Annotated in this window: 16 protein-coding genes; 5 read left to right on the top strand and 11 right to left on the bottom strand. The window is 71.1% G+C overall.

The annotated features are described in order from the left end of the window. The first annotated feature begins 145 nt into the window (after nt 1-145). The gene (locus ACIA8F_RS11705; protein WP_399378117.1) at nt 146-1651 is read left to right on the top strand and encodes a cryptochrome/photolyase family protein; all 1506 of its coding nucleotides are present in this window, start codon (nt 146-148) and stop codon (nt 1649-1651) included. Nucleotides 1652-1698: 47 nt separating this feature from the next. On the opposite strand, the gene ACIA8F_RS11710 is transcribed toward ACIA8F_RS11705, so the two are convergent. From ACIA8F_RS11710 to ACIA8F_RS11740, 7 genes are all read right to left on the bottom strand, one after another. Next, nucleotides 1699-2310 (bottom strand): UBP-type zinc finger domain-containing protein, encoded by a 612-nt coding sequence (locus tag ACIA8F_RS11710; RefSeq protein ID WP_399378118.1) that lies wholly within the window; start codon nt 2308-2310, stop codon nt 1699-1701. Next, on the bottom strand, nt 2265-3251 hold the full coding sequence (locus ACIA8F_RS11715) for an ABC transporter substrate-binding protein (RefSeq protein ID WP_399378119.1): 987 nt from the start codon (nt 3249-3251) through the stop codon (nt 2265-2267). The genes ACIA8F_RS11710 and ACIA8F_RS11715 overlap by 46 nt, the downstream gene beginning before the upstream one ends. 1 nt (nt 3252) lies before the next feature. Further along, nucleotides 3253-5313, bottom strand: coding sequence for an ABC transporter permease subunit (locus tag ACIA8F_RS11720; RefSeq protein WP_399378120.1), 2061 nt, complete (start codon nt 5311-5313; stop codon nt 3253-3255). Nucleotides 5314-5365: 52 nt separating this feature from the next. Next, the gene (locus tag ACIA8F_RS11725) at nt 5366-6454 is read right to left on the bottom strand and encodes a glycine betaine/L-proline ABC transporter ATP-binding protein (RefSeq protein ID WP_399378121.1); all 1089 of its coding nucleotides are present in this window, start codon (nt 6452-6454) and stop codon (nt 5366-5368) included. Further along, the gene (locus tag ACIA8F_RS11730; protein WP_399378122.1) at nt 6451-8040 is read right to left on the bottom strand and encodes a GMC family oxidoreductase; all 1590 of its coding nucleotides are present in this window, start codon (nt 8038-8040) and stop codon (nt 6451-6453) included. The genes ACIA8F_RS11725 and ACIA8F_RS11730 overlap by 4 nt, the downstream gene beginning before the upstream one ends. A 15-nt stretch (nt 8041-8055) precedes the next feature. Then, nucleotides 8056-9540 carry an aldehyde dehydrogenase family protein gene (locus ACIA8F_RS11735; RefSeq protein ID WP_399378123.1) on the bottom strand — a complete coding sequence of 495 codons (1485 nt, stop codon included), beginning with the start codon at nt 9538-9540 and terminating at the stop codon, nt 8056-8058. A gap of 95 nt (nt 9541-9635) precedes the next feature. Next, the gene (locus ACIA8F_RS11740; protein ID WP_399378124.1) at nt 9636-11207 is read right to left on the bottom strand and encodes an MFS transporter; all 1572 of its coding nucleotides are present in this window, start codon (nt 11205-11207) and stop codon (nt 9636-9638) included. Nucleotides 11208-11309: 102 nt separating this feature from the next. Between ACIA8F_RS11740 and ACIA8F_RS11745 the strand changes: the two genes are divergently transcribed. Next, nucleotides 11310-12179, top strand: a complete 870-nt coding sequence (locus ACIA8F_RS11745; RefSeq protein ID WP_399378125.1) for a helix-turn-helix transcriptional regulator — start codon at nt 11310-11312, stop codon at nt 12177-12179. Here the strand turns inward: ACIA8F_RS11745 and ACIA8F_RS11750 are convergent. The 4 genes from ACIA8F_RS11750 to ACIA8F_RS11765 form a co-directional block, all read right to left on the bottom strand. Continuing rightward, nucleotides 12143-13246, bottom strand: a complete 1104-nt coding sequence (locus ACIA8F_RS11750) for an alpha/beta hydrolase (RefSeq protein ID WP_399378126.1) — start codon at nt 13244-13246, stop codon at nt 12143-12145. The genes ACIA8F_RS11745 and ACIA8F_RS11750 overlap by 37 nt on opposite strands. Nucleotides 13247-13307: 61 nt before the next feature. Next, nucleotides 13308-14492, bottom strand: a complete 1185-nt coding sequence (locus ACIA8F_RS11755) for a serine hydrolase domain-containing protein (protein WP_399378127.1) — start codon at nt 14490-14492, stop codon at nt 13308-13310. Between the two features lie 106 nt (nt 14493-14598). Beyond that, on the bottom strand, nt 14599-15069 hold the full coding sequence (locus ACIA8F_RS11760; protein ID WP_399378128.1) for an RICIN domain-containing protein: 471 nt from the start codon (nt 15067-15069) through the stop codon (nt 14599-14601). A gap of 143 nt (nt 15070-15212) precedes the next feature. After that, nucleotides 15213-16814 carry a hypothetical protein gene (locus ACIA8F_RS11765; protein ID WP_399378129.1) on the bottom strand — a complete coding sequence of 534 codons (1602 nt, stop codon included), beginning with the start codon at nt 16812-16814 and terminating at the stop codon, nt 15213-15215. 358 nt (nt 16815-17172) lie between these two features. Between ACIA8F_RS11765 and ACIA8F_RS11770 the strand changes: the two genes are divergently transcribed. From ACIA8F_RS11770 to ACIA8F_RS11780, 3 genes are read left to right on the top strand one after another with little or no spacing between them, the layout of a single operon-like run. Then, nucleotides 17173-18159, top strand: coding sequence for an alpha/beta hydrolase (locus tag ACIA8F_RS11770; protein ID WP_399378130.1), 987 nt, complete (start codon nt 17173-17175; stop codon nt 18157-18159). 38 nt (nt 18160-18197) lie between these two features. Continuing rightward, nucleotides 18198-19739: a peptidoglycan DD-metalloendopeptidase family protein gene (locus ACIA8F_RS11775; protein ID WP_399378287.1), complete on the top strand. Its 1542-nt coding sequence runs from the start codon at nt 18198-18200 to the stop codon at nt 19737-19739. An 11-nt stretch (nt 19740-19750) separates the two neighbouring features. Beyond that, on the top strand, nt 19751-21223 hold the full coding sequence (locus tag ACIA8F_RS11780) for a hypothetical protein (RefSeq protein WP_399378132.1): 1473 nt from the start codon (nt 19751-19753) through the stop codon (nt 21221-21223). Nucleotides 21224-21255 lie beyond the last annotated feature (32 nt).

Below are 21255 nucleotides of genomic sequence, written 5' to 3' on the forward strand. Positions count from 1 at the left end.
GAGTTTGCGGGACCCACGGGGAGAGCGCCGAGCCCACTGGTGTTCGGGCGCGAGGCGGCCACGGTGTCGGGGTGCCCTGGTGCGGATCGGTGGCGTCGGTCGCGTCGTTCGCCGTCGGCCCGGTCCGAGTTGGTTGGATGCGAGCATGAGTTCAGTGCACTGGTTGTTCGGAGACCAGCTCGGCCCGCACTTCACCGCCACCGCCGGCGGCGGGACCCCGAGGAACGTCCGGTGGCTGCTGATCGAATCCCGCGCCGTGCTGCGGCGGCGCCGGTTCCACCGGGCCAAGGCCCATCTCGTGCTCAGTGCCATGCGCCACCGGGCCGCGGACCTGGGTGAGCGAGCTCAATACGTCACGGCGGAGACCTACCGGGAAGGGCTGATGCAGGCCGTCGGTGACGCACCGGTCTCCGTCCACCACCCCACGTCCCGTGCCGCCCTCGCCCTGGTGACCTCGCTCCCGCAGGTCACCGTCCACCCGGCCCGCGGCTTTCTGGTCGGACACCGGGAGTTCGCCGACTGGGCCGCGCGGCAGCAGGGGCGGCGGCTCCTGCAGGAGAACCTCTACCAGCACACCCGACGCGCCCACGACATCCTCATGGAAGGAGACGGGCCGGCGGGCGGGCGGTGGAACCTGGACCACGACAACCGCGAGCCACCGCCGCGAGGCCGGACCACGCTCGGTGCGTCACCGCCGTACCGGCCCCGGGAGGACGAGATCGACGAGGGAGTCCGGCGGGACCTGGACCGCTGGGAGCGGGAGGAGGGCATCACCTTCGTGGGGCGCGACGGCCCCCGCCTCTTCCCCGCGAGCCGCCGCGAGGCACTGGCCGCGCTCGACCACTTCGTCACCCACCGGCTCGCAGACTTCGGCGCGCACGAGGACGCCATGCTGGCCGCCGACCCCGTGATGAGCCACAGTCTGCTGTCCTCCTCCCTCAACCTCGGCCTCCTCGACCCGTGGGAGTGCGTGAGCCGGGCGGAGGAGGCCTTCAGGGCCGGTCTGGTACCGCTCAACAGCGCCGAGGGCTTCATCCGGCAGGTATGCGGCTGGCGCGAGTACGTGTGGAACCTCTACTGGCACCTCGGCGAGGACTACCGGCACCGCAACGAACTGCGCCACACCACATCGGTCCCGGCATGGTTCGCCGAGCTGGATGCGGACGCGGTGGAGGCCCGCTGCCTGTCCACGGTGCTGGCGCAGGTTCGGGATACGGGGTGGACGCACCACATCCCCCGCCTGATGGTCCTCGGCAGCCACGCCCTGCAGCGGGGCTGGGATCCCGCTGAGGTGACGGACTGGTTCCACCGGTGCTTCGTGGACGGCTACGACTGGGTGATGCTGCCCAATGTGGTGGGGATGTCCCAGTACGCGGACGGCGGGCTGATGACCACCAAGCCCTACACCTCGGGCGGTGCCTACATCCACCGGATGAGCGACCTGTGCGGGGGCTGCCGGTACAGGCCCACGGACCGCACTGGTGAACGGGCCTGTCCCTTCACCGTCGGCTACTGGTCCTTCCTGGATCGGCATCGCGCAAGGCTGGAGGACAATCCCCGCATGGCCCGAGCCGTGAAGGGCCTGGACCGGCTCGGCGACGTCGAGCAGGTGATCCGGGCCCACCGCGCCGCCGGCAACACACCCCCCTGAGCCGATCTGGTCGTCGGCCGGCACAGCTCAGGGGGGACCGGCCACCGCTATCCCCCGGGCACGTGGACGAGGAAGACCTCGTCCACGAAACACCACGCCCAGGCCTCGTCGGGATCCATGGACAGGACCACGGGGTGCCCCGTCTGCGCATGATGCGCGTACGCGTGGCGCCCTCGCGAAGTGTCGCAGCACCCCACGTGCCCGCACGTCGCACACCACCGCAGCCGGGCCCAAGTCCACCCGCGTTCGCGGCACTCCGCGCACGCCCCCACAGGTATCGCCGGTCGACCGGGCAGCGCGGCGAGGTGGGAACACGTACGTTCTTCGAGACGGCCGCCGTCAGGCGATACCGCCCATGAGGAGAGCTCCCGTCGCGGACTCTCGCGATCGGCGCCGATGTCATCCACCTCGTTTCCTTTCCGCGGCCCACGGGGGGACACAGGCCGGCTGAGTGCGTTCTCCGCTGCGGGTGCTGAATCAGATGCCCTGTTCGGGGTAAACCCGCAGGTGGTAGCTCTGATCGGGTGGGTTGTCGTACCACTCGATGGTAGTCCCGATGGGACTGGCGGCGGCGATCCGCCGGATTCCGGGGGGAGGGTGCGGGGGCGGTCGGTCACTCCACCCAGGGCTTCCAGGCGTTCTCGTTGTGTTCCACCCACTTCTTCGCCGCCTCCTGGGGCGACAGCTTCTCCTCGGCGATCATCAGGGACACCTCGTTCTGCTGCGCCTTGGTCCAGTGGAACTTCTTCAGGAAGGCGGCAGCCTTTCCGCCCGACTCCGCGAAGCGCGTGTTCAGGTACTTCTGCAGCGGTGTGTTCGGGTAGGCGCAGGCCACCTTCTGTGCATCGTCCGCGCAGCCCTCGGTGTACTCAGGGAGCTTGACCTCGGTCATCGGGACCCGTTCGAAGAGCCATTGCGGCTCGTACCAGTAGGTCAGGAAGGGCTTGTGCTCCTTGGCGAACTGCTTGATCTGGGTGATCTGGGCCGCCTCGGAGCCGGCGAAGACCACTTCGAAGTCCAGGCCCAGGTTCTTCACCAGGGCCTTGTCGTTCGTGACGTACGACGGCGAACCGTCCATCAGCTGGCCCTTGCCGCGGCTCTCGGGGGTGCGCAGCTGATCGGCGTACTTGTCGAGGTTCTTCCAGTCGGTGACGTCGGGGTGGGCCTCGGCGAAGTACGTGGGGACGAACCAGCCGATGTGGCCCGTCACGCCCAGGTCCCCGCCGGGGGTGATGGTCTTCTTGCCCTCGACGTACCGCTTCTCCTGCTCGGGGTGGCCCCAGTCCTCCAGGATCGCGTCGACGCGGCCCTGGCTGAGGGCGTCCCAGGCGGGGACCTCGTCGACCTGGACGGTGTCCACGCGGTAGCCCAGCTCGTGTTCGAGGAGGTAGGAGGCGACGGCGGTGTTCGCCTGGGCGCCGACCCAGGACTGGACGGAGAGGGTGACGGTCTTCGCGCCCTGTGCGGCGGCGTACGGGGACGACTGGCGGGTCATGTCGGCGGCCCCGCAGCCGGTGAGGACGGCGAGTCCGGTCGCGGCGGCGAGGACGGCCGCGCCGCTTCGGCGGCGCGGGTTGCGCCCGGGAGTTGCGTCGCGCATGTCAGGCCTCCTTCACGGGCTGGGTGACGCGGTCGAGGAGCAGGCCGAGGCAGACGATCGCGGCGCCGGCGACCAGGCCGGTGGCCAGGTCGCCCTGGGCGAGGCCGAGGACGACGTCGTAGCCGAGCGCGCCGCCTCCGACGAGGCCGCCGATGATGACGACGGCGAGGACCAGGACCACGGCCTGGTTGACGGCCAGCAGCAGCGCCGGCCGGGCCAGGGGCAGTTGGACCTGCCGGAGCAGCTGCGAGCGGGTCGCGCCGAGCGAGCGGGCGGATTCGACGACGGTCGGGTCCACCTCGCGCAGGCCCTGGACGGTGATCCGGACGACGGCCGGCAGCGCGTACACGACGGCGGCCGCGGCGGCCGGTGCGCGGCCGACTCCGAACAGCGCGACCACGGGGATGAGGTAGACGAACTGCGGAAGGGTCTGGCACACGTCCAGGACGGGCCGCAGCAGCCGCTCGGCGCGGGCGCTGCGGGCGGCCCCGACGGCGATCGCGAAGCCCAGTACGAGGGTGACCGCCACGGCGGCCAGGACCTGGGAGAGCGTGTCCAGGGACGTTTCCCATACGCCGAGCACCCCGACGGCGCCCAGGGCGAGGACCGCGGTGAGCGCGGTGCGCCAGGTGCCCGCGAGCAGGGCGAGAGCGGCCGCCACGAGCAGGAGCAGCCACCAGGGGGCGGCCTGGAGTCCACTGCGCAGCGGGTCGAGCATCCAGCCTGTGAAGCGGGCGGCCCAGTCGGCGGTGCCGCCGACGACGGGGACGCCGGAGTAGAGGTGATCGGTCATCCAGGCGACGGCCGAGTTCACCGGGGCGGCGAGGGAGACGGTCCAGGACTCGGGCCACAGGGTGCTGCCGGCGATGCGCCCGGCGACGGTCGCGGCGACCGCCGCGAGAAGGGTGAGGAAGCGGCCGTACCAGCCCGAGAACACCCGGCGCAACAGGTTCCGTTCGCCGACGGGCACGGTCGCGCCGATCCGGCGGCCCGCGGCATCGGCGGTACGGTCCAGCACCACGGCGAGCAGCACGATCGGGATGCCCGCGGCCAGGGCGGCTCCGACGTCCACGGAGGCGAGGGCCTGGTAGACGCGGTCGCCGAGGCCGCCCGCGCCGATCACGGAGGCGATGACGGCCATGGACAGGCCCGTCATGATGGCCTGGTTGACGCCGAGCAGGAGCTGCCGGCGCGCGAGCGGGAGGCGGGCGGTCAGCAGCCGCTGGCGTCCCGTGGCGCCGAGCGAGGCGGCGGCCTCCATGACCCCGGCGTCGGCCTCGCGCAGGCCGAGGGCGGTGAGGCGGGCCATGGGCGGGGCGGCGTAGACCACGGTGGCGAGGACGGCGGCGGGCACGCCGATGCCAAAGACCAGCACCATCGGCAGCAGGTACGCGAAGGCCGGCAGGATCTGCATGGTGTCGAGTACGGGGCGCAGGGCGCGGTCGGCGCGCGGGGAGAGCCCCGCGGCGAGGCCCAGCAGCGCGCCGAGTACGACGGAGGCGGCCACGGCGACGGCCATCAGCGCGAGGGTCTGCATGGTCGGCACCCACATGCCGAGCAGTCCGCAGGCGGCGAAGGCGGCGGCGCAGGTCAGGGCGAGCCGGATGCCGGCGAGGCGCCAGGCGACCAGGGCGGCCAGGGCGGTGACCCCGGTCCAGCCGGCGGCGAGCAGGAGCACGTACACGGCGCGGACGGACACCACGACGACATTGCTGACGTGGCCGAAGAAGTAGAGGAACAGCGGGTGGGTGTCGCGGTGGTCGATGATCCAGTCGCCGGCACGGCCGAGCGGGCCGGACAGATCGACGGCCAGGGCCGCGGGCCAGCTGCCGGCGCCCGGGAAGGCCACGGCCAGCGGGATCAGCAGGGCGACGGCGACGCCCATCGGGAGGAGGATCCGGCGGCGCCCGGCACGGCCGGGCACTGCTCTGCGGGGGCGGTTCTGCTGCGTGGACGTGGCGCGTGAGTGACGCGGGCCGGCGGGCCGTTCGGAGGACTGCGGGGCTTCCGAAGGGGCGTCGGCGCGGGCGTCGGCCGGGGTGCGGGTCGGGGTCGCGCTCATGCGCACCACCTCCGGGCATCGGGGACGGGGGGCGCGGTGCGGGCGGGGCGGGTCATGCCGCCACCCCCCGTCCGGTGGCGGCCGGGAGCCCGGCGACGACGGCGAGCAGCCCCGCGTCGTCCACGATGCCCAGGCAGCGGCCGCGGTCGACCACGCGGGCCGGGCCGCCGCTGCGGGCGACGGCCTCGATGGCCTCGACCACGGTGGTGGCGGGGCTCAGCGCGGGGCCCTGGTCGGCCTCGCCGGCGGTGGCGGGGCGCATCGCGGTGCGGACGGTGAGCACCTGTTCGCGCGGGACGTCGCGGACGAAGTCCCGTACGTAGTCGTCGGCGGGCGAGCCGACGATCTCCTCGGGCGTGCCGAGCTGCACGATGCGGCCGTCGCGCATCAGGGCGATCCGGTCTCCCAGGCGCAGGGCCTCGGCGAGGTCGTGGGTGATGAACACCATGGTGCGGCCCTCTTCGTGGTGGAGCCGGGCGACCTCCTCCTGCATCTCGCGGCGGATGAGGGGGTCGAGTGCGCTGAACGGCTCGTCGAACAGGAGCACTTCGGGGTCCGCGGCGAGGGCGCGGGCCAGGCCGACGCGCTGTTGCTGGCCGCCGGAGAGCTGGCCGGGGCGACGCTCCTCCAGCCCTTCGAGCCCGACCTTGGCGACGAGTTCGGCGGCCTTGGCCCGTCGGTCGCCGCGGCCGACGCCCTGGATCTCCAGTCCGTACGCCACGTTGTCGAGGACGGTGCGGTGCGGGAGCAGGCCGAAGTGCTGGAAGACCATGGCGGTGCGGTGGCGGCGCAGGGCGCGCAGCCGGGTGGCGTCCATGGCGAGGACGTCCTCGCCGTCGATGGAGAGGCTTCCGGCGGTGGGTTCGATGAGCCGGGTGAGGCAGCGCACGAGGGTGGACTTGCCGGAGCCCGACAGGCCCATCACGACGAAGACCTCGCCCTTGCGGACGTCGAAGGTGACGTCGCGGACGGCGGCGGTGCATCCGGTGCGCTCGCGCAGCTCGGCGGCGGACAGGTCGGCGTCGGCGGAGCCAGGGACCTTCGCGGCCGCCTTGTCGGGGCCGAAGACCTTCCACAGGCCGTCCACGGCGAAGACGGGGGGCGCGGCGGGCGTGGCAGGGGTGGCAGGGTTCGTGTTCACCGGTTGCCCCCTTCGCGGGCCAGTAGTTCGGCTGCCTTCTCGCCGACCATGAGCACTCCGATCATCGGGTTGACGGCGGGCATCGTGGGGAAGACGGAGGCGTCCGCGATGCGGATGCCTTCGAGCCCGCGGATCCTCAGCTCCGGGTCCACGACGGCGCCCGGGTCGTCGGCGGCGCCCATCCGGCAGGTGCCGGCCGGATGGTAGACGGTGTGCGCGACGGAGCGGGCGTAGGCGCTCAGCTCCTCGTCGCCGGTGATCTCCGGGCCGGGGCACACTTCGCGCTTGAGCCAGCCGGCGAGCGGCTGGGTCGCGGCTATCTCGCGGGCGAGCCTGATGCCGTCCACCAGGGTCCGGCCGTCGTAGTCGTCCTCGTCCGTGAAGTAGCGGAAGTCCAGGGCCGGTTTCACCTCGGGGTCCGCGCTCGTCAGGTAAAGGCGGCCGCGGCTGCGGGGCTTGGGGATGTTGGGGGTCATCGACACGCCGTGCGCGGGCCGTTCGTAGCCGAGGCGCTCGGGGTTGTCGGTGAAGGGGACCTGGTAGAAGTGGAACATCAGGTCGGGTCCGGCGGATTCGGGGTCGCGCCGGACGAACAGCCCCGCGTCGCTGTCCATCGCGGAGTTCTCCGGTATCGGGCCGTCGGTCTCCCAGACGATCACCGACTCGGGGTGGTCGAGCAGGTTCTCGCCCACGCCGGGCAGGTCGTGCACCGGGGCGATGCCGAGGGCTTCCAGGTCCGCGCGCGGCCCGATGCCGGAGTGGAGCAGCAGCCGGGGGGTGTCCACCGCGCCGGCGCACACCAGGACTTCGCGGCGGGCGGTCACCAGGGACTCCGTACCGTCCGAGGCGCGTACGCGGACCCCGCGCGCCCGGGTGCCGTCGAGTTCCAGGCGGTGGGCCCAGGTCTCCAGGAGGATCGTGAGGTTGGGGCGCTGGTCCATGACGGGGTGGAGGTAGGCCACCGACGCGGAGGAGCGTTTGTTGTCCTCGGGGTGGTAGGCGAGGTCGAAGAAGCCGGCGCCCTCGTGGAAGGGCTTGCGGTTGAAGCCCTCGACGCGCGGGACGCCCAGGGCGCTCTGCGCGGAGTCGACGAAGTCGCGCGCGATGGCGTTGCGGTCCTTCTCGTCCACCGGGACGATGTTGTTGAGGAGCCGGTCGAAGTACGGGTCCATGGCGGCCGCGTGCCAGCCCTCGGCTCCGGCCCGCGCCCACTCGTCCCAGTCGGACGGGAGCGGCTTGAACGCGATGAGGGTGTTGTGCGAGGAGCAGCCGCCGAGGACGCGGGCACGGCTGTGGCGGATGTGCGAGTTGCCGCGGGGCTGCTCGGTGGTGGGGTAGTCGTAGTCGAGCTCGCCGCCGAGCAGGCCCATCCAGCGGCGCAGGGTGAGGACTTCGGGGCGGTCGACGTCGCTGGGGCCGCCCTCGATGACGGCGACGGTGACGGCCGGGTCCTCGGTGAGCCGGGAGGCGATCACGGAGCCGGCGGTACCGCCGCCGACGACGACGTAGTCGTACTCCTGCTCCTGCTCCTGCTCCGTGGGGACGGGACGGTGCGTGGGGACGGGACGGTGCGTGGGGGTGGTCATGGGTGCGCTCCTCCTTCAGCCCGCGAACCAGCGCACGGGGCGCGGGGCGAGGTTCTGGTACACGTGCTTGGACTCGCGGTACTCGGCCAGTCCCGACGGGCCCAGTTCGCGTCCGATGCCGGACTTGCCGAAGCCGCCCCACTCCGCCTGCGGGAGGTAGGGATGGAAGTCGTTGATCCAGACGGTGCCGTGGCGCAGCCGGCCGGCCACGCGGCGGCCGCGGCCCGGGTCGGATGTCCACACCGCGCCCGCGAGCCCGTACTCGGTGTCGTTGGCGAGCGCGACGGCTTCGGCCTCGGTACGGAAGGTCTCGACGGTCAGGACTGGCCCGAAGACCTCCTCCCGTACGACGCGCATCCCGCGGTGGCAGCGGTCCAGGACCGTGGGCCGGTAGAAGTAGCCCGGCCCGTCGGGGCGTTCGCCCCCGGAGCGGAGTACGGCTCCCTCGGCGAGGGCGGAGGCCACGTACTCCTCGGTGCGTTCGCGTTGGGCCGCGGACACCAGCGGCCCGCATTCCACGCCCGGGTCGGTGCCCCGACCGAGGCGGATCCGGTCCGCCCGGCGGGCCAGCTCGGCGACGAAGCGCTCGGCGACGCCCTCCTCGACGATGAGCCGTGAGCCGGCGGAGCAGACCTGGCCGCTGTGCATGAAGGCGGCGTTGAGGGCCTGGTCGACGGCGGTGTCGAAGCCTTCCTCGGTGGCGCAGGCGTCGGCGAAGACGACGTTGGGGTTCTTGCCGCCGAGTTCGAGCGCGACCTTCTTCACGGAGTCCGCGGCCGCGCGCATCACCTTCGTACCGCTGGTGAGTCCGCCGGTGAAGGAGACGAGGTCGACGTCGGGGTGGGCGGCGAGGCGCGCGCCGACGGGGTCGCCGGGGCCGGTGACCAGATTCGCGACGCCGGCCGGGAGGCCGGCCTCCGCCAGCAGGCCGATGAGGGCGACCGTGGACAGCGGGGTGATCTCGCTGGGCTTGAGCACGAAGGTGTTGCCCGCGGCGAGGGCGGGAGCGATCTTCCAGGAAGCCTGGAGGAGGGGGTAGTTCCACGGGGTGATCAAGGCGCAGACCCCGACGGGCTCGTGGACGACGACGCTGTGGACGTCGGGGGTGCCTGCGTCGATCACGCGGCCCGCGCTCTCTCCGGCGACGAGGTCGGCGAAATAGCGGAAGGCGTCGGCGACGCAGTCCACGTCCACGCGGCCCTCTTCCAGGGTCTTGCCCGCGTCGCGGCTCTCCAGCAGACCGAGGCTTTCGCGGTCGCGGTGCAGCAGGTCGGCGGTGCGGCGCAGCAGGGCGGCGCGCTGCAGGACGGGGGTCCGGGGCCACTCCCCGCCGTCGAAGGCCGCACGGGCGGCGCCGACGGCCGCGTCGGTGTCCGCGGTGCCGCCCTCGGCGACGACGGCGAGGACCGTGGCGTCCGCCGGGTCGAGGATCTCCCGGGTGGCTCCTGATGCCGCGGAACGCCAGGTCCCGTCGATGTGGATGGTCGTCTGCTCGGACACGACTCGCTTTACCTCCGATTCCACCGCCGCGGCTCACCCGCGGCGGTACTGCTCGTTCCCCGGTGCCCCGGTTCGTGGAAGCCATGTCCCATTCGTCACTGGAAGTGACGGGGGTCACGCCCCGTCACTCCGGGGACGTTCGGTATGTAGCGGGCGATATCGGGCGCATCGAGGGTCGCCGGGACGGCCGTCGCGGGCACGCCGCGGAAGGGCGGCTTGGGGAGCCAGCGCAGGGCGCCGGCTCCGAGTGCGGCGTGCATCAGCGCGGCCACCACCACGACGGCGTGCAGTCCGGTGACGAAGGCGGTCTTCGCGTCCAGGGCCGCCGCCGGTACGAGGGACGGGAGCCGGAGGGTTTCGTCGAGGGTGGGGGCGAGATCCGGGCCCTGAAGGCGGAAGAGCAGCGCGGCGAGCGAGCCGAGGAGCGCGATGCCGAGCGCGTTGCCGATCTCGTTGCTGGTCTCGGCGATCGCGCCGGCCGAACCCGCCCGCTCGGCGGGGACCGCCCCGACCGCGGTGTCGGCGACGACGCTGAAGGAGATGCCGTATCCGACGCCGGCCAGCGCGGTCGAAGCGACGTACCAGCCGATCCCGCCCGTGACCGTGGTGGGAAGAAGCAGCAGCAGGCCGCCCCCGATGGAGAAGTGGCAGGCGACGAGCACGGCCCGCTTGCCGATGCGTTCGACGACGCCGGGCGTGACGATGCAGGCGATCGTGAGGACCGCCGCGCCCGGCAGCGCCAGAAGTGCCGCGTGCAGGACGCGCAGGTCCAGTACGGACTGGAGGTAGATGCCGGACAGGAACGCCGTCGCCGACCACGCGGCCAGGGGCAGCAGCCCCGTGATGATCGCGAGGGTGAAGACGCGGTCGCGGAAGAGGGAGAAGTCGATCAGGGGGTGCGCGAGGCACTTCTGGCGCAGGCCGAAGAACGCGAGCACCATGCTGCCGAGGAGCATCGCCGCGATCGCCGGTGCCGACATGCCGTCCGCGGCCAGGTGCTTGATCCCGTAGATCGTGAGCAGCAGGCCTCCGGCGGAGGTCACGACGCTGAGCGCGTCGATCCGCTTCCCACCGCCCTCCCGGACCTCGCGGAGCAGGACGGGCGCGAACACCAGGAACACGAGGATGACGGGGAGGTTGACGAGGAACACCGAGCCCCACCAGAACTGCCCCAGGAGGGTGCCGCCGACGATCGGGCCGATGGCGAACCCGGCCGCGAAGGCGGCGGCGAAGATGCCGATGGCCCGGGCCCGGCGCCGGGGGTCGGGGAAGAGCTCGCTCAGCACGGCCAGTGCCGAGGGCAGCAGGGTCGCGCCGGCCACCCCCATGAGGGCCCGGCAGCCGATCAGGAGTTCCGGGGTCGGTGCGAACGCGGCCCCGGCGGATCCGAGCCCGAACACGGTGGCGCCGGTCATCAGGAGCTTGAGCCGGCCGTAGCGGTCACCGATGCTGCCGAAGGCGACCAACAGGGAGCCGACAGCGAAGCCGTAGACGTCCAGCGTCCACAGTGCCTGGTCGGCGGTGGGCGAAAGGGCCTGGCTGATCCTCGGCATCGCCAGGAACAGGATCGATCCGTCCATGGAGACCAGGAGGACCGGGCCGAGGACCGTCGCGAGCCCGAGCCAGGCCCGCAGGCCGGGTGCGTCGTGAGCATGCTGTGCAGTCATGTCACCGACGGTCGGGCACGCCGAGGCCGCCAGCCATCCCCGTGCCGTGGGTACACCTGGCAGGTACACCCACGCAGGCCGCCGACGTCCTAGTCTTGGGCCGTGGAGAGCCTCGGAACGTTCCTGAAGAGCCGCCGTGACCGGGTCACTCCGGCCGCGATCGGTCTGCGGACCTACGGCACCTCCCGCCGGGTCCCGGGTCTCAGGCGCGAGGAGCTCGCCCAGCTCGCCGGCGTGAGCGCGGGGTACTACACCCGCCTGGAGCAGGGACTTGCCGATACGGCCTCCGGGCAGGTGCTCGACGCGCTCGCCCGGGTGCTCCTGCTCGACCCGGTGGAGACCCTCCACTTGCACAATCTTGCCCGGCAGTCCGTGAAGCCCGGGCTGTGCGAGCCGCCCCGCGAGGAGCCCCACCGGCGCGTCCTGTCGCTCCTGGAGTCGCTCGGCGAGGCCACTCCCGCAGTCGTCCTCGGCCGGCGGGGAGACGTACTCGCCTGGAACCGCACGGGACACGCGCTCGTCGCCGAGCACATCCCCTACGAGGCTCCGCAGGCCCCGGAGCGGCGGCCGTCGGTCCCGCGGATGTTCTTCCTCGATCCCCACACCCGCGGCATGTACCGCAACTGGACCGAGCTCGCCCGTGTCCACGTCGCCTACCTGCGGCTCACTGCGGGCCGGTACCCCACCGATGCCCGGCTCGCCGGGCTCATAGGAGAACTGGTGATGCACAGCCCGGACTTCGCCACGATGTGGGCCGCCGGTGAGGTCTCCGACTGCACGGTCGGGGCCATGAACCTGCGGCACCCGACCGTCGGTGCGGTGAACGTGGACTACCAGGTGTGGCTCCAGCCCGACAGCCTCGACCACCGGGTCGAGATCTACACTCCCAACGACCCGGCCTCCGCGGACGCGCTTCAGGTCCTGAACCAGCAGAGTTACCGGGCGAAGTCGTTCGCGAGGCGGGGGATGTAGTCGGCCAGGGCCGGGGCCCAGCAGGCGTAGGTGTGGTCGCCCTTGCAGCCGGGGGACAGGGCGGAGCCGTTGCCGTAGTTGACGAAGCGGTTCGGGATGCCCAACTGGTCCAGGCGGTTCGCGACGTTGGCGGAGGCGACCGCCGTCTTGCCGTCGATCAGACCCTGGTTGCCGGTGTAGAGGGTGACCCCGGTGTCGGCGAGCTTGCCCAGATTGGCGAGGGAGGCGGGGTTGACCTCGTTCCAGATCCGGTCGTTGAAGATCGCGTACGGCGAGCCGAAGATCGCGTCGCTGTCCACGACCGGTCCGTAGCCGGTGCAGTCGCCGGTACCCGAGGTGGTGGAGGCGCACCAGGCGCCGGTCAGGTTGAGCTCCGTGGCCAGCACCGCGGCACGGACCTCCCACAGGCCGAAGTCGATGCCCCCGGACAGGGAGGCGACGCGCCCGAACAGGTCGGGGCGGGCCTGGGCGTAGTGCAGGGCACCGAAGCCGCCCATGGACAGGCCGACGACCGCGCGGTGGCCGCGGTCGGGCAGGGTCCGCAGGTTGGCGTCGATGAAGGGGACCACCTGCAGGAGGTGGAAGGTCTCCCAGTTGGCGGCGCCCTCGGCGGTGTTCTGCATGTGCCAGTTCGCGTACCAGCCCTTCAGGCCTCCGTCCGGTACGACGGTGATCATCCGGTCGTCCCGCAGGGCCGGGGCCGCGGCGGCGTCGTTGACGTTGCCGCCGCCGCCGTGCAGGAAGTACGTCACCGGCCAGCGCTTGCCCGGCTCGGCGTAGTAGCCGCTCGGCAGGAAGACGCGTACCTTGTGCCGGCCCGAGAGCTGCGGCGTGGTGACGGTGAGGGTGAAGTCGGTCCCGGAGCGCACCTCGGTGGCTCCGGCGACCTGGGTCAGCCCCTGCCCGTCGGTGAAGGCCGGGATCGTGGGGGCGTCGGCGACGCCGGCGGCGTGGGCCGCGGACCCGGTCAGGGCGGTCGCCGCGACCGTCGCCACGGCGGCGGCGGTCAGCGCGGTGGCCCGTATCGCGCCGCGGAAGCCGGCCGCGGCGGTGAGCAGGGGTCGCACAGTGGTTCTCCGTTCTGTGAGGCTGGTCTTGTGGCGGGGCAGGGGCAGGGGCAGGGCAGGGTCAGGCTCCGGACGGCGTCTCGCACAGGGCGCTGGTCAGGGTCTTGTACATCTGCGCGCCCGGGATGTTCGTGGCGAGATGCGCGTTGGTCATGACGGAGGCGTGCCGCCCGTCCTCGGTCACGAGCGTCTGCGAGTAGTAGCCGGGGACGGCTCCGTCATGTCCCCAGGCCGTGCCGCCGCAGGGCAGGGCGAACTTCAGCATCCCGAGGCCGTAGCCGTTCCCCGAGCCGGGCTGCCCGAGCTCGAAGGTCTTCTCCATCTCGGCGAGGTTCGCGGGCGAGATCGCCGTGCCGTCGACGATCGCCTGGTAGAGGGCGGTCATGTCCCGCAGCGTGGAGATGACAGCGCCGGAGGCGTAGAAGGTGGACGGTTCGAACGTCGTCCCGTCCAGCCAGAAGAAGAAGGAGCCGATCCGGGTACCCCGGTAGCCGTGGATCGCCGGGCTCGGCACGGCGCGGTCCGTGGGGGCGGGGAAGCGGGTGTGGGCCAGGCCGAGCGGCTGGATCACCTGCTGGGTGACGGCCTGGTGGATGGGCAGGCCGGTGATCTTCTCGATCAGCATGCCGAGGATCTCGTAGTTGGTGTTCGAGTACTGGAAGGCGGCGCCCGGCTGCGAGGCCGGGGCGAACCGCAGCCCGTCCTTCACCAGGGCCGCGAGCGTGTACGAGCCGTCCGGGCGGGCCTGTGCGAGCGGGAGGCCGTTCACCGGTATGCCGCTGGTGTGCTGGAGGAGGTGTCGGATGGTGATCCGGTTCCCGTCGTAGCCGTTGACGGAGACCACACCGGGCAGGTGCTGCTCGATGGGGTCGTCGAGGCCGATCCCGTTCGCCTCCGTGAGCTTCAGTACGGCGATGGCGGTGAAGGTCTTCGACTGGCTCCCGACGCGGTAGTACTCGTCCGGGCCGATCGGATCGTTGGTGTTGACGGTGCCCGTGCCGGTGGAGAGGTTCCACGAGGCGTCGCGGGTCCCCGCGTACACGCCCGCCCCGGGACCGCCGCCCGCCTTCAGCTCGTTCAGGGCCGCGAGCGTGGCGGAGTGGTCCGCGGCCGCCCGGGCCGGCGTCCGTGCCTGGGTCTGCGCCTGGCTCTGTGCCTGGGCCTCTGCGGCCGTGGGCACCGCCAGCAGCGCAGCGGCCACACCGAGGGCGAGGGAGAACCGTAACGCGGTCGGCTTCAACTTCATCGAACCTGCTCCTCGTGGAGGGAATCGTCTGCCGGAACTGCCGGAACTGCCGGAACTGCCCGAACTGCCGGAAGGGCAGTGGCTTCGCCGTGCGCCGCCATCGGGATCAGGACCAGCTCTGGTACGGGAGGTTGTTGCACGCCCAGGTACGGAAGCCCAGGGAGCTGTCGTCGATGCAGCGCGAGGTGCTCTGGTTCTGGAAGCGGACCGTGCCGTCGCCCCACGCCTGGACCCACCAGCTCTGCTCAGGGCTGGAGTTGCAGACCGCGGTGCGGAAGCCGCTGTTGGAGTCCTCGATGCAGCGGCCGGTGTTGATGTTCGTCAACTGGCGCGTTCCGTCGCCCCAGACGCGCACGCTCCACTGCTGCGGATTCGAGCCGTTGCAGCTCCAGGTGCGGAAGCCGTTGCTGGTGTCGTCCATGCACCGGCCCGTGGCCTGGTTCTGGAACGACTGGACGGCGTCGTACGTCCCCGCCTGGCGGGCAGGGCCGGAAGTGGCGGCCAGGGCCCCGGTCGCCGGGGTGAGGGAGGCGAGGGCAAGGGCCCCGCCGAGCAGAAACGTTGTCGTGACGCGCATGTGATCCGTCGTCTCCTTCGTGTCCGTGGGACTGGCTGGGCCACAAACTAGGAGTCGGGCGAGGAGGCTGGGCACCCGGAAGCATCCGGAGTGACAGCGGGCCGGAGTTCGAGGCGATGCCCCGGACCCGCCGCCCACCCCTGTCACTTGATGGCGGGGCCGGGGCCGTTGAGCCACGCCCACTGGGCCCAGTCGGAGAAGCCGGTCTGCCAGGTGTGGTAGACGCCCGCGTGGCTGGTCCCGAAGACCTCGATGCGGCCGTCGGCGTTGGTGGCGGCGGTGATGTCCGTGCCGCCGGTGCCGATGGTGACCCAGTCGTGGAAGGGGGCGTTGATCCCGGTCTGCCAGGCGTGGACGGCGATCTCACCGCTGATCGCGAAGACCTCCACCCGACCGTCGGCGGTGCGCTCGCTGGTGAGTTTCGAGTTCCCCGGGCCGCCGGTTCTTACCCAGCCCGACCAGGAGGTCGGGCTTTCCTGGTAGCGGTGGAAGACGGCCTCCGGTCCGGAGGCGAACACCTCAAGGCGCCCGTCGGCATTGTGGTCCACCGTCAGGTCGTGGCCGCCGCCTCCGAAATGCTCCCATGCGGACCAAGCACCGTTGGGGGCCAGCTGGTACTGGTGCTCGAACACGGTGCCGTTGAGAGCGAAGACCTCAAGGCGGCCCTCGGGGGACCTCTCCATTTCCAGACGGGCGTCGACGGGGCCGCCACCGGTGGATTCCCAGCCCGACCAGCCGGAGTTCGGCGCGGTCTGGTAGCGGTGGTACACGCCCTTCGGGCCGGAAGCGAAGACCTCGATACGGCCGTCGGCATTCGCTCCGGCGGCGATGTACCGACCACCCGTGCCGAAATTCTGCCAACCGGACCAGCCCCCGGAGGGGCCGCTCTGATAGATGTGCTCTGCCACGTCGCCGTTGATCGCCAGCAGCTCCAGCCGTCCGTCGGCGTTGGGCGCGATCGCCATCTGCGCGTTTCGCGGACCGCCGAGCGGCCGCCAGACCGACCAGCCGCCGTTCGCCTCGGTCTGCCAGGCGTGGTACACCCCGTCAGCTCCGGCCGCGAAGGTCTCCAGCCGCCCGTCGGCCGACCGTGCCGACACCACACGGCCCGTCTCGGCCGGGCTGACGGCGTGCTGGGACGGAGCCTCGGCAACCCTCTTGTAGCGGTACGGCCTGGCGGTGAACCGGCCACCGCTCGTGGTGTAGTTGATCGGCCTCTCGTATCTGACGGACCCCGCCCCGCCCATCTCCTCCATGGTGAAGAAGCGCGTGTGCTCGTGGTTGGCCCAGCCGGCGAAGAGCACGACATGTCCCGCGTCGCCGCCGGTTCCCGGCCCGAGCGTGCCGACGGCGTCACCGGGCTCCAGATCCTCCCAGGCGATCGGGTCCAGGACCTCGGGCAGGGTGACCGTACTGGGGGACCAGGACAAGTGCAGTGCCATGGAGACGAAGCCCGAGCAGTCGGTGCGGTAGTGCCTGCCGTCCAGGTCCGGGTGGGAGTCGTCCTGGTTGTAGTAGACGTTCAGATCCACCCAGTACTGGGCGCGGAGAAGGATCTCGTCGCGGGTGATCGGGCCGTCCACGTCCGACTGGATGCGCCGGGCGGAGCGGAGGCCGATGCCGTTTCCGGCGGCACTGGCCCCGGATCCCGTCGCGAGGACGGTGGCACCGGCGAGGGATATCGCAGCCGAAAGCCCACCGGCGGTCCTGAGAAGCGCTCTGCGGGAGGGATGATGTGTGCTCACAACGGGCTCCTGGTCGGTAGCGGTACGAGACACTAGGCGGTGCCCGCGAAGTGGTGCCGGGTCACCGTGTGATGGCTGATCGCTGATGGCGCTGAAAGCTACCGAGAGGGACATGGCCCGGGGATCCGGAGATTTCCGGATGGCCGCCCGCGGCCCCTCCCGCTAGGGCTCGCGATGCTTTGCCCGTCAGGCCCGTTCAGCGGCATCACACGGACACCCCCTAGAGGACATGAGCCCGTTCTGTCAGTCCGTAAGGTTCCGGGTACTCCTCCCGGGCGGGGATCCCCTAGCTTCCAAACCGCCGGTGCCGCTGGGACGGCAGCCGGATCCCCAGCCAGCTCGCCCACAGGAGGCCACCTTGACCACGCAGGACCCCACCCGCAGGAGCATCCTCAAGTCCGCAGGCGGCCTCGCCACCGCGGTGGCCCTGGGCGCCGGCGGCGTCCTCGCGTCGGCGTCGGCGGCCTCGGCGGTCGGTGACGGCCCCGACCTGCACATCACGGACCGCAACGAGCAGGATCACCGGATGTGGTACTACCGGTTCCAGACCTCCGCCATCGGCGGCTGGACCCCGGCCGTCAACGTGCTGCTCCCCGACGGCTACCACACCAGCGGGCGCCGCTATCCCGTCCTCTACCTGCTCCACGGCGGCCTGGAGGACTTCATCACCTTCGACCGGTTCCACGACATCCGGGGTCTGACGGCCTGGAAGGACCTCATCGTCGTGATGCCCGACGGCGGGCGCGCCGGCTGGTACTCCAACGCGCTGACTTCCAACATCGGCGCCCGGAACTGGGAGTACTTCCACATCGGGCAGCTGATCCCGTGGATCGACGCGAACTTCCGCACCTACGCGGAGTACGACGGCCGCGCCGTCTCCGGGTTCTCCATGGGCGGCTTCGGCGCCCTGAAGTACGCGGCCAAGTACTACGGCCACTTCGCCTCGGTCAGCGCCCACTCCGGCCCGGCCAACCTGCGCGGGGGCAACGGTGACCTGGTGACCCACTGGGCCAACGCCTCCTCCGCCGCCGTGGAACTGAACGGCGGCAGCATCTATGGCGTGCCCTTCTGGGACCAGGCCCGGGTCAGCGCGGACAACCCGTGCGAGCGCATCGAGAGCTACCGGAACAAGCGGGTCTTCCTGGTCGCCGGCACCAGCCCCCAGGACATCCAGGGTTACGCGAACGAGACCCTGGTGCTCGCCACCCAGCGGGAGTTCAAGTGGAACCTCGACCGCGCGGGCATCCCCTACGAGCAGCACGAGGTGGAGGGCGGCCACTGGGTTCGCCGGAACCTGCTGCAGGACGACATCAACGGCGTCATCGACCGCCTGCGCAAGGCGTGACGGGGGGACCTCGCGTGATGTCCGTGCTTTCCCGGAGAATGCCCGGGCAGCGGCGGCCCGGGCGGGTGCTCGGGCTGCTTCTCGCGCTGGCCGTGGTCCTCGCACCGGGGCTCGCCGCCGCCCCACCAGCCGGAGCGCAGAGCGCTTCCTCCCCGGTCCCGGCCCGGGCCGCCGGTTTCACCGCGTCCTGCCCGGCCGCCGGCGAGATCACCCAGTACTACAGCTGGGAGCACAACGGCATCGACATCGCCAACGACCGCGGCACCCCGATCTACGCGGTCGGCGACGGCGAGGTCACCATCTCGGGATACGAACCCGGCTACGGGCAGTGGATCCGCATCCTGCACCCCGACGGCACCATCACCGAGTACGGCCACATGTACCAGCGGGATGTCCAGGAGGGCGACCGTGTGAGCGCCGGGCAGCAGATCGCGCTGATGGGCAGCGAAGGCCAGTCCACCGGCCCTCATCTCCACCTTCGGGTCTGGGGGAACGCGGGCGCGTCCGTACGCGTCGACCCGATTCCCTACCTGGCGGAACGCGGCATCGCCATGTCCTGCACACCCGGCAGTCATCCTGGTCCCGGGCCGTTGGTGTATCCGGCGGAGTCGGGCCGTGTGGTCTCGGCCCGGTCAGTGGACGGGCGTCTCGAGGTGTTCGCGGCGGCGGCCGACGGTGTGCACCATGCGTGGCAGGAGAACGTCAACGGTGCTTGGTCCGCGTGGGAGTTCATCGCGGGCCCGAAGGGTGCGGAGCTGGCGATCGGCCCGAATGCCGATGGTCGGCTCGAGGTGTTCGCTATCAACGGCCAGATTCTCCAGCACCGTTACCAAAGTCAGCCGTCGGCTGGTTGGTCGGGCTGGGAGAACTTCGGTGAGGGCGGCCGTGACATCGCCGTGGGTGCCAATGGTGATGGTCGGCTCGAGGTCTTCGCCTCCGGTCCGGAGAACGTGTTCCATCGCTACCAGACGGCCGCCAACGGTGGCTGGTCGGGCTGGGAAGGGACCGGCAGTGGTCCGGGGGCGAGCCGTATCGAGCTGGCGAAGGCGGCGGACGGTCGCCTTGAGGTGTTCGCCCTGAACGACGAGGTCTTCCGGCACCTCTACCAGGAGTCCGTGAACGGCGGTTGGTCCTCCTGGGAGGACTTCGGCATCGGCGGTCATGACCTGACGGTCGACCACAATCTCGACGGCCGCATCGAGGTGTTCGCCTCGGGGCCCGTCGGCGTCTTCCACCGCTACCAGACCGGCCCCGCCAGTTGGTCGGGCTGGGAGGAGACCGGCGGTCTCGCGAACGCGCAGCTGACCAGTCAGCGCACGGTGGACGGACGGGTGGAGGTGTTCGCCCTCAACGCCGGCGAGGCCCAGCACATGTGGCAGACCGGGGTGAACGCCCCCTACCACCAGTGGGAGTCCTTCGGGGGTGGCGGTACGGAGATCACTGCCGTGGCCAACGCCGACGGCCGGATCGAGGTCTTCGGGACCAATCCCACCGGGGTCTACCACCGCTGGCAGACCGACCATTCCACCTGGTCCCAGTGGGGCTGGCTCAAGGACACCGCCGGACCGGCAATCAACTGAGGAGAAGGCAGATGAGGGCCATACCGCGCGCTCGAAGAGCGCCCCACCGCGTCATTCTGTCCGCGTTCGCCTCCCTGTGCGTGGCGGCGGGAATCATGGCCGGCGCCCCGCAGCTGGCCTCCGCCGCCGCCGGGAGCGACCTGTGCGCGGAGGTCGGGTACCAGGCGGGCTTCCGGGGCGAGAGCCTGGTGACCGCCGTCGCCGTCGCTCTGGCGGAGTCCAGCTGCAATCCGCGGGCGTACAACGTCACGAACAACACGCCCCCGTCCACCGACCGCGGTCTCTGGCAGATCAACGACTACTGGCACGCCGAAGTCGGCGACGCCTGTGCCTACGACGCGCAGTGCAATGCGAACGAGACCTTCCGGATATCGTCCGGGGGCACGGACTGGAACCCTTGGTCCACCTACAACCAGAACCACCACCTGCGGCACATGGACACGGCGCGCGCTGCCGTGGACCGTCTTGGCCACCCCGGGCCCGGTCCGGCGCCGTTGGTGTATCCGGCGGAGTCGGGTCGTGTGGTGTCGGCCCGGTCGGTGGACGGGCGTCTCGAGGTGTTCGCGGCGGCGGCCGATGGTGTGCATCATGCGTGGCAGGAGAGCATCAACGGTGCTTGGTCTGCGTGGGAGTTCATTGCCGGGCCGAAGGGTGCGGAGCTGGCGATCGGCCCGAATGCGGACGGCCGGCTCGAGGTGTTCGCGATCAACGGCCAGATTCTGCAGCACCGTTACCAGAACCAACCCTCGGGTGGTTGGTCGGGCTGGGAGAACTTCGGTGAGGGCGGCCGTGACATCGCGGTGGGGTCCAATGGTGATGGGCGGCTCGAGGTCTTCGCTTCCGGTCCGGAGAACGTGTTCCACCGGTACCAGACGGCCGCCAACGGTGGGTGGTCGGGCTGGGAGGGGACCGGCAGTGGTCCGGGGGCGAGTCGTATCGAGCTGGCGAAGGCGGCAGACGGCCGGCTTGAGGTGTTCGCCCTGAACAATGAGGTCTTCCGGCATCTGTATCAGATGGCCGTGAACGGTGGTTGGTCTTCCTGGGAGGACTTCGGCCTCGGCGGTCATGACCTGACGGTCGATCACAATCTTGACGGTCGGCTTGAGGTGTTCGCCTCGGGGCCCGTCGGTGTCTTCCATCGGTACCAGACCGGTCCCGCCAGTTGGTCGGGCTGGGAGGAGACCGGTGGTCTCGCGAACGCGCAGCTGACGAGTCAGCGCGCCGTGGACGGGCGGGTGGAAGTGTTCGCCCTCAACGGCAGTGATGCCCAGCACATGTGGCAGACGGGGGTGAACAGCCCGTACCACGCGTGGGAGTCCTTCGGGGGTGGTGGTACGGAGATCACTGCCGTGGCCAACGCCGACGGTCGGATCGAGGTCTTCGGGACCAATCCCACCGGGGTCTACCACCGCTGGCAGACCGGCTTCTCCGACTGGTCCCAGTGGGGCTGGCTCAAGGACACCGCCGGACCGGCGATCAACTGACAGCAGACGTTCACACGTTCAGACGTTCCTCT

The sequence above is a fragment of the Streptomyces sp. NPDC051563 genome (assembly GCF_044454225.1).
Lineage (GTDB): Bacteria > Actinomycetota > Actinomycetes > Streptomycetales > Streptomycetaceae > Streptomyces.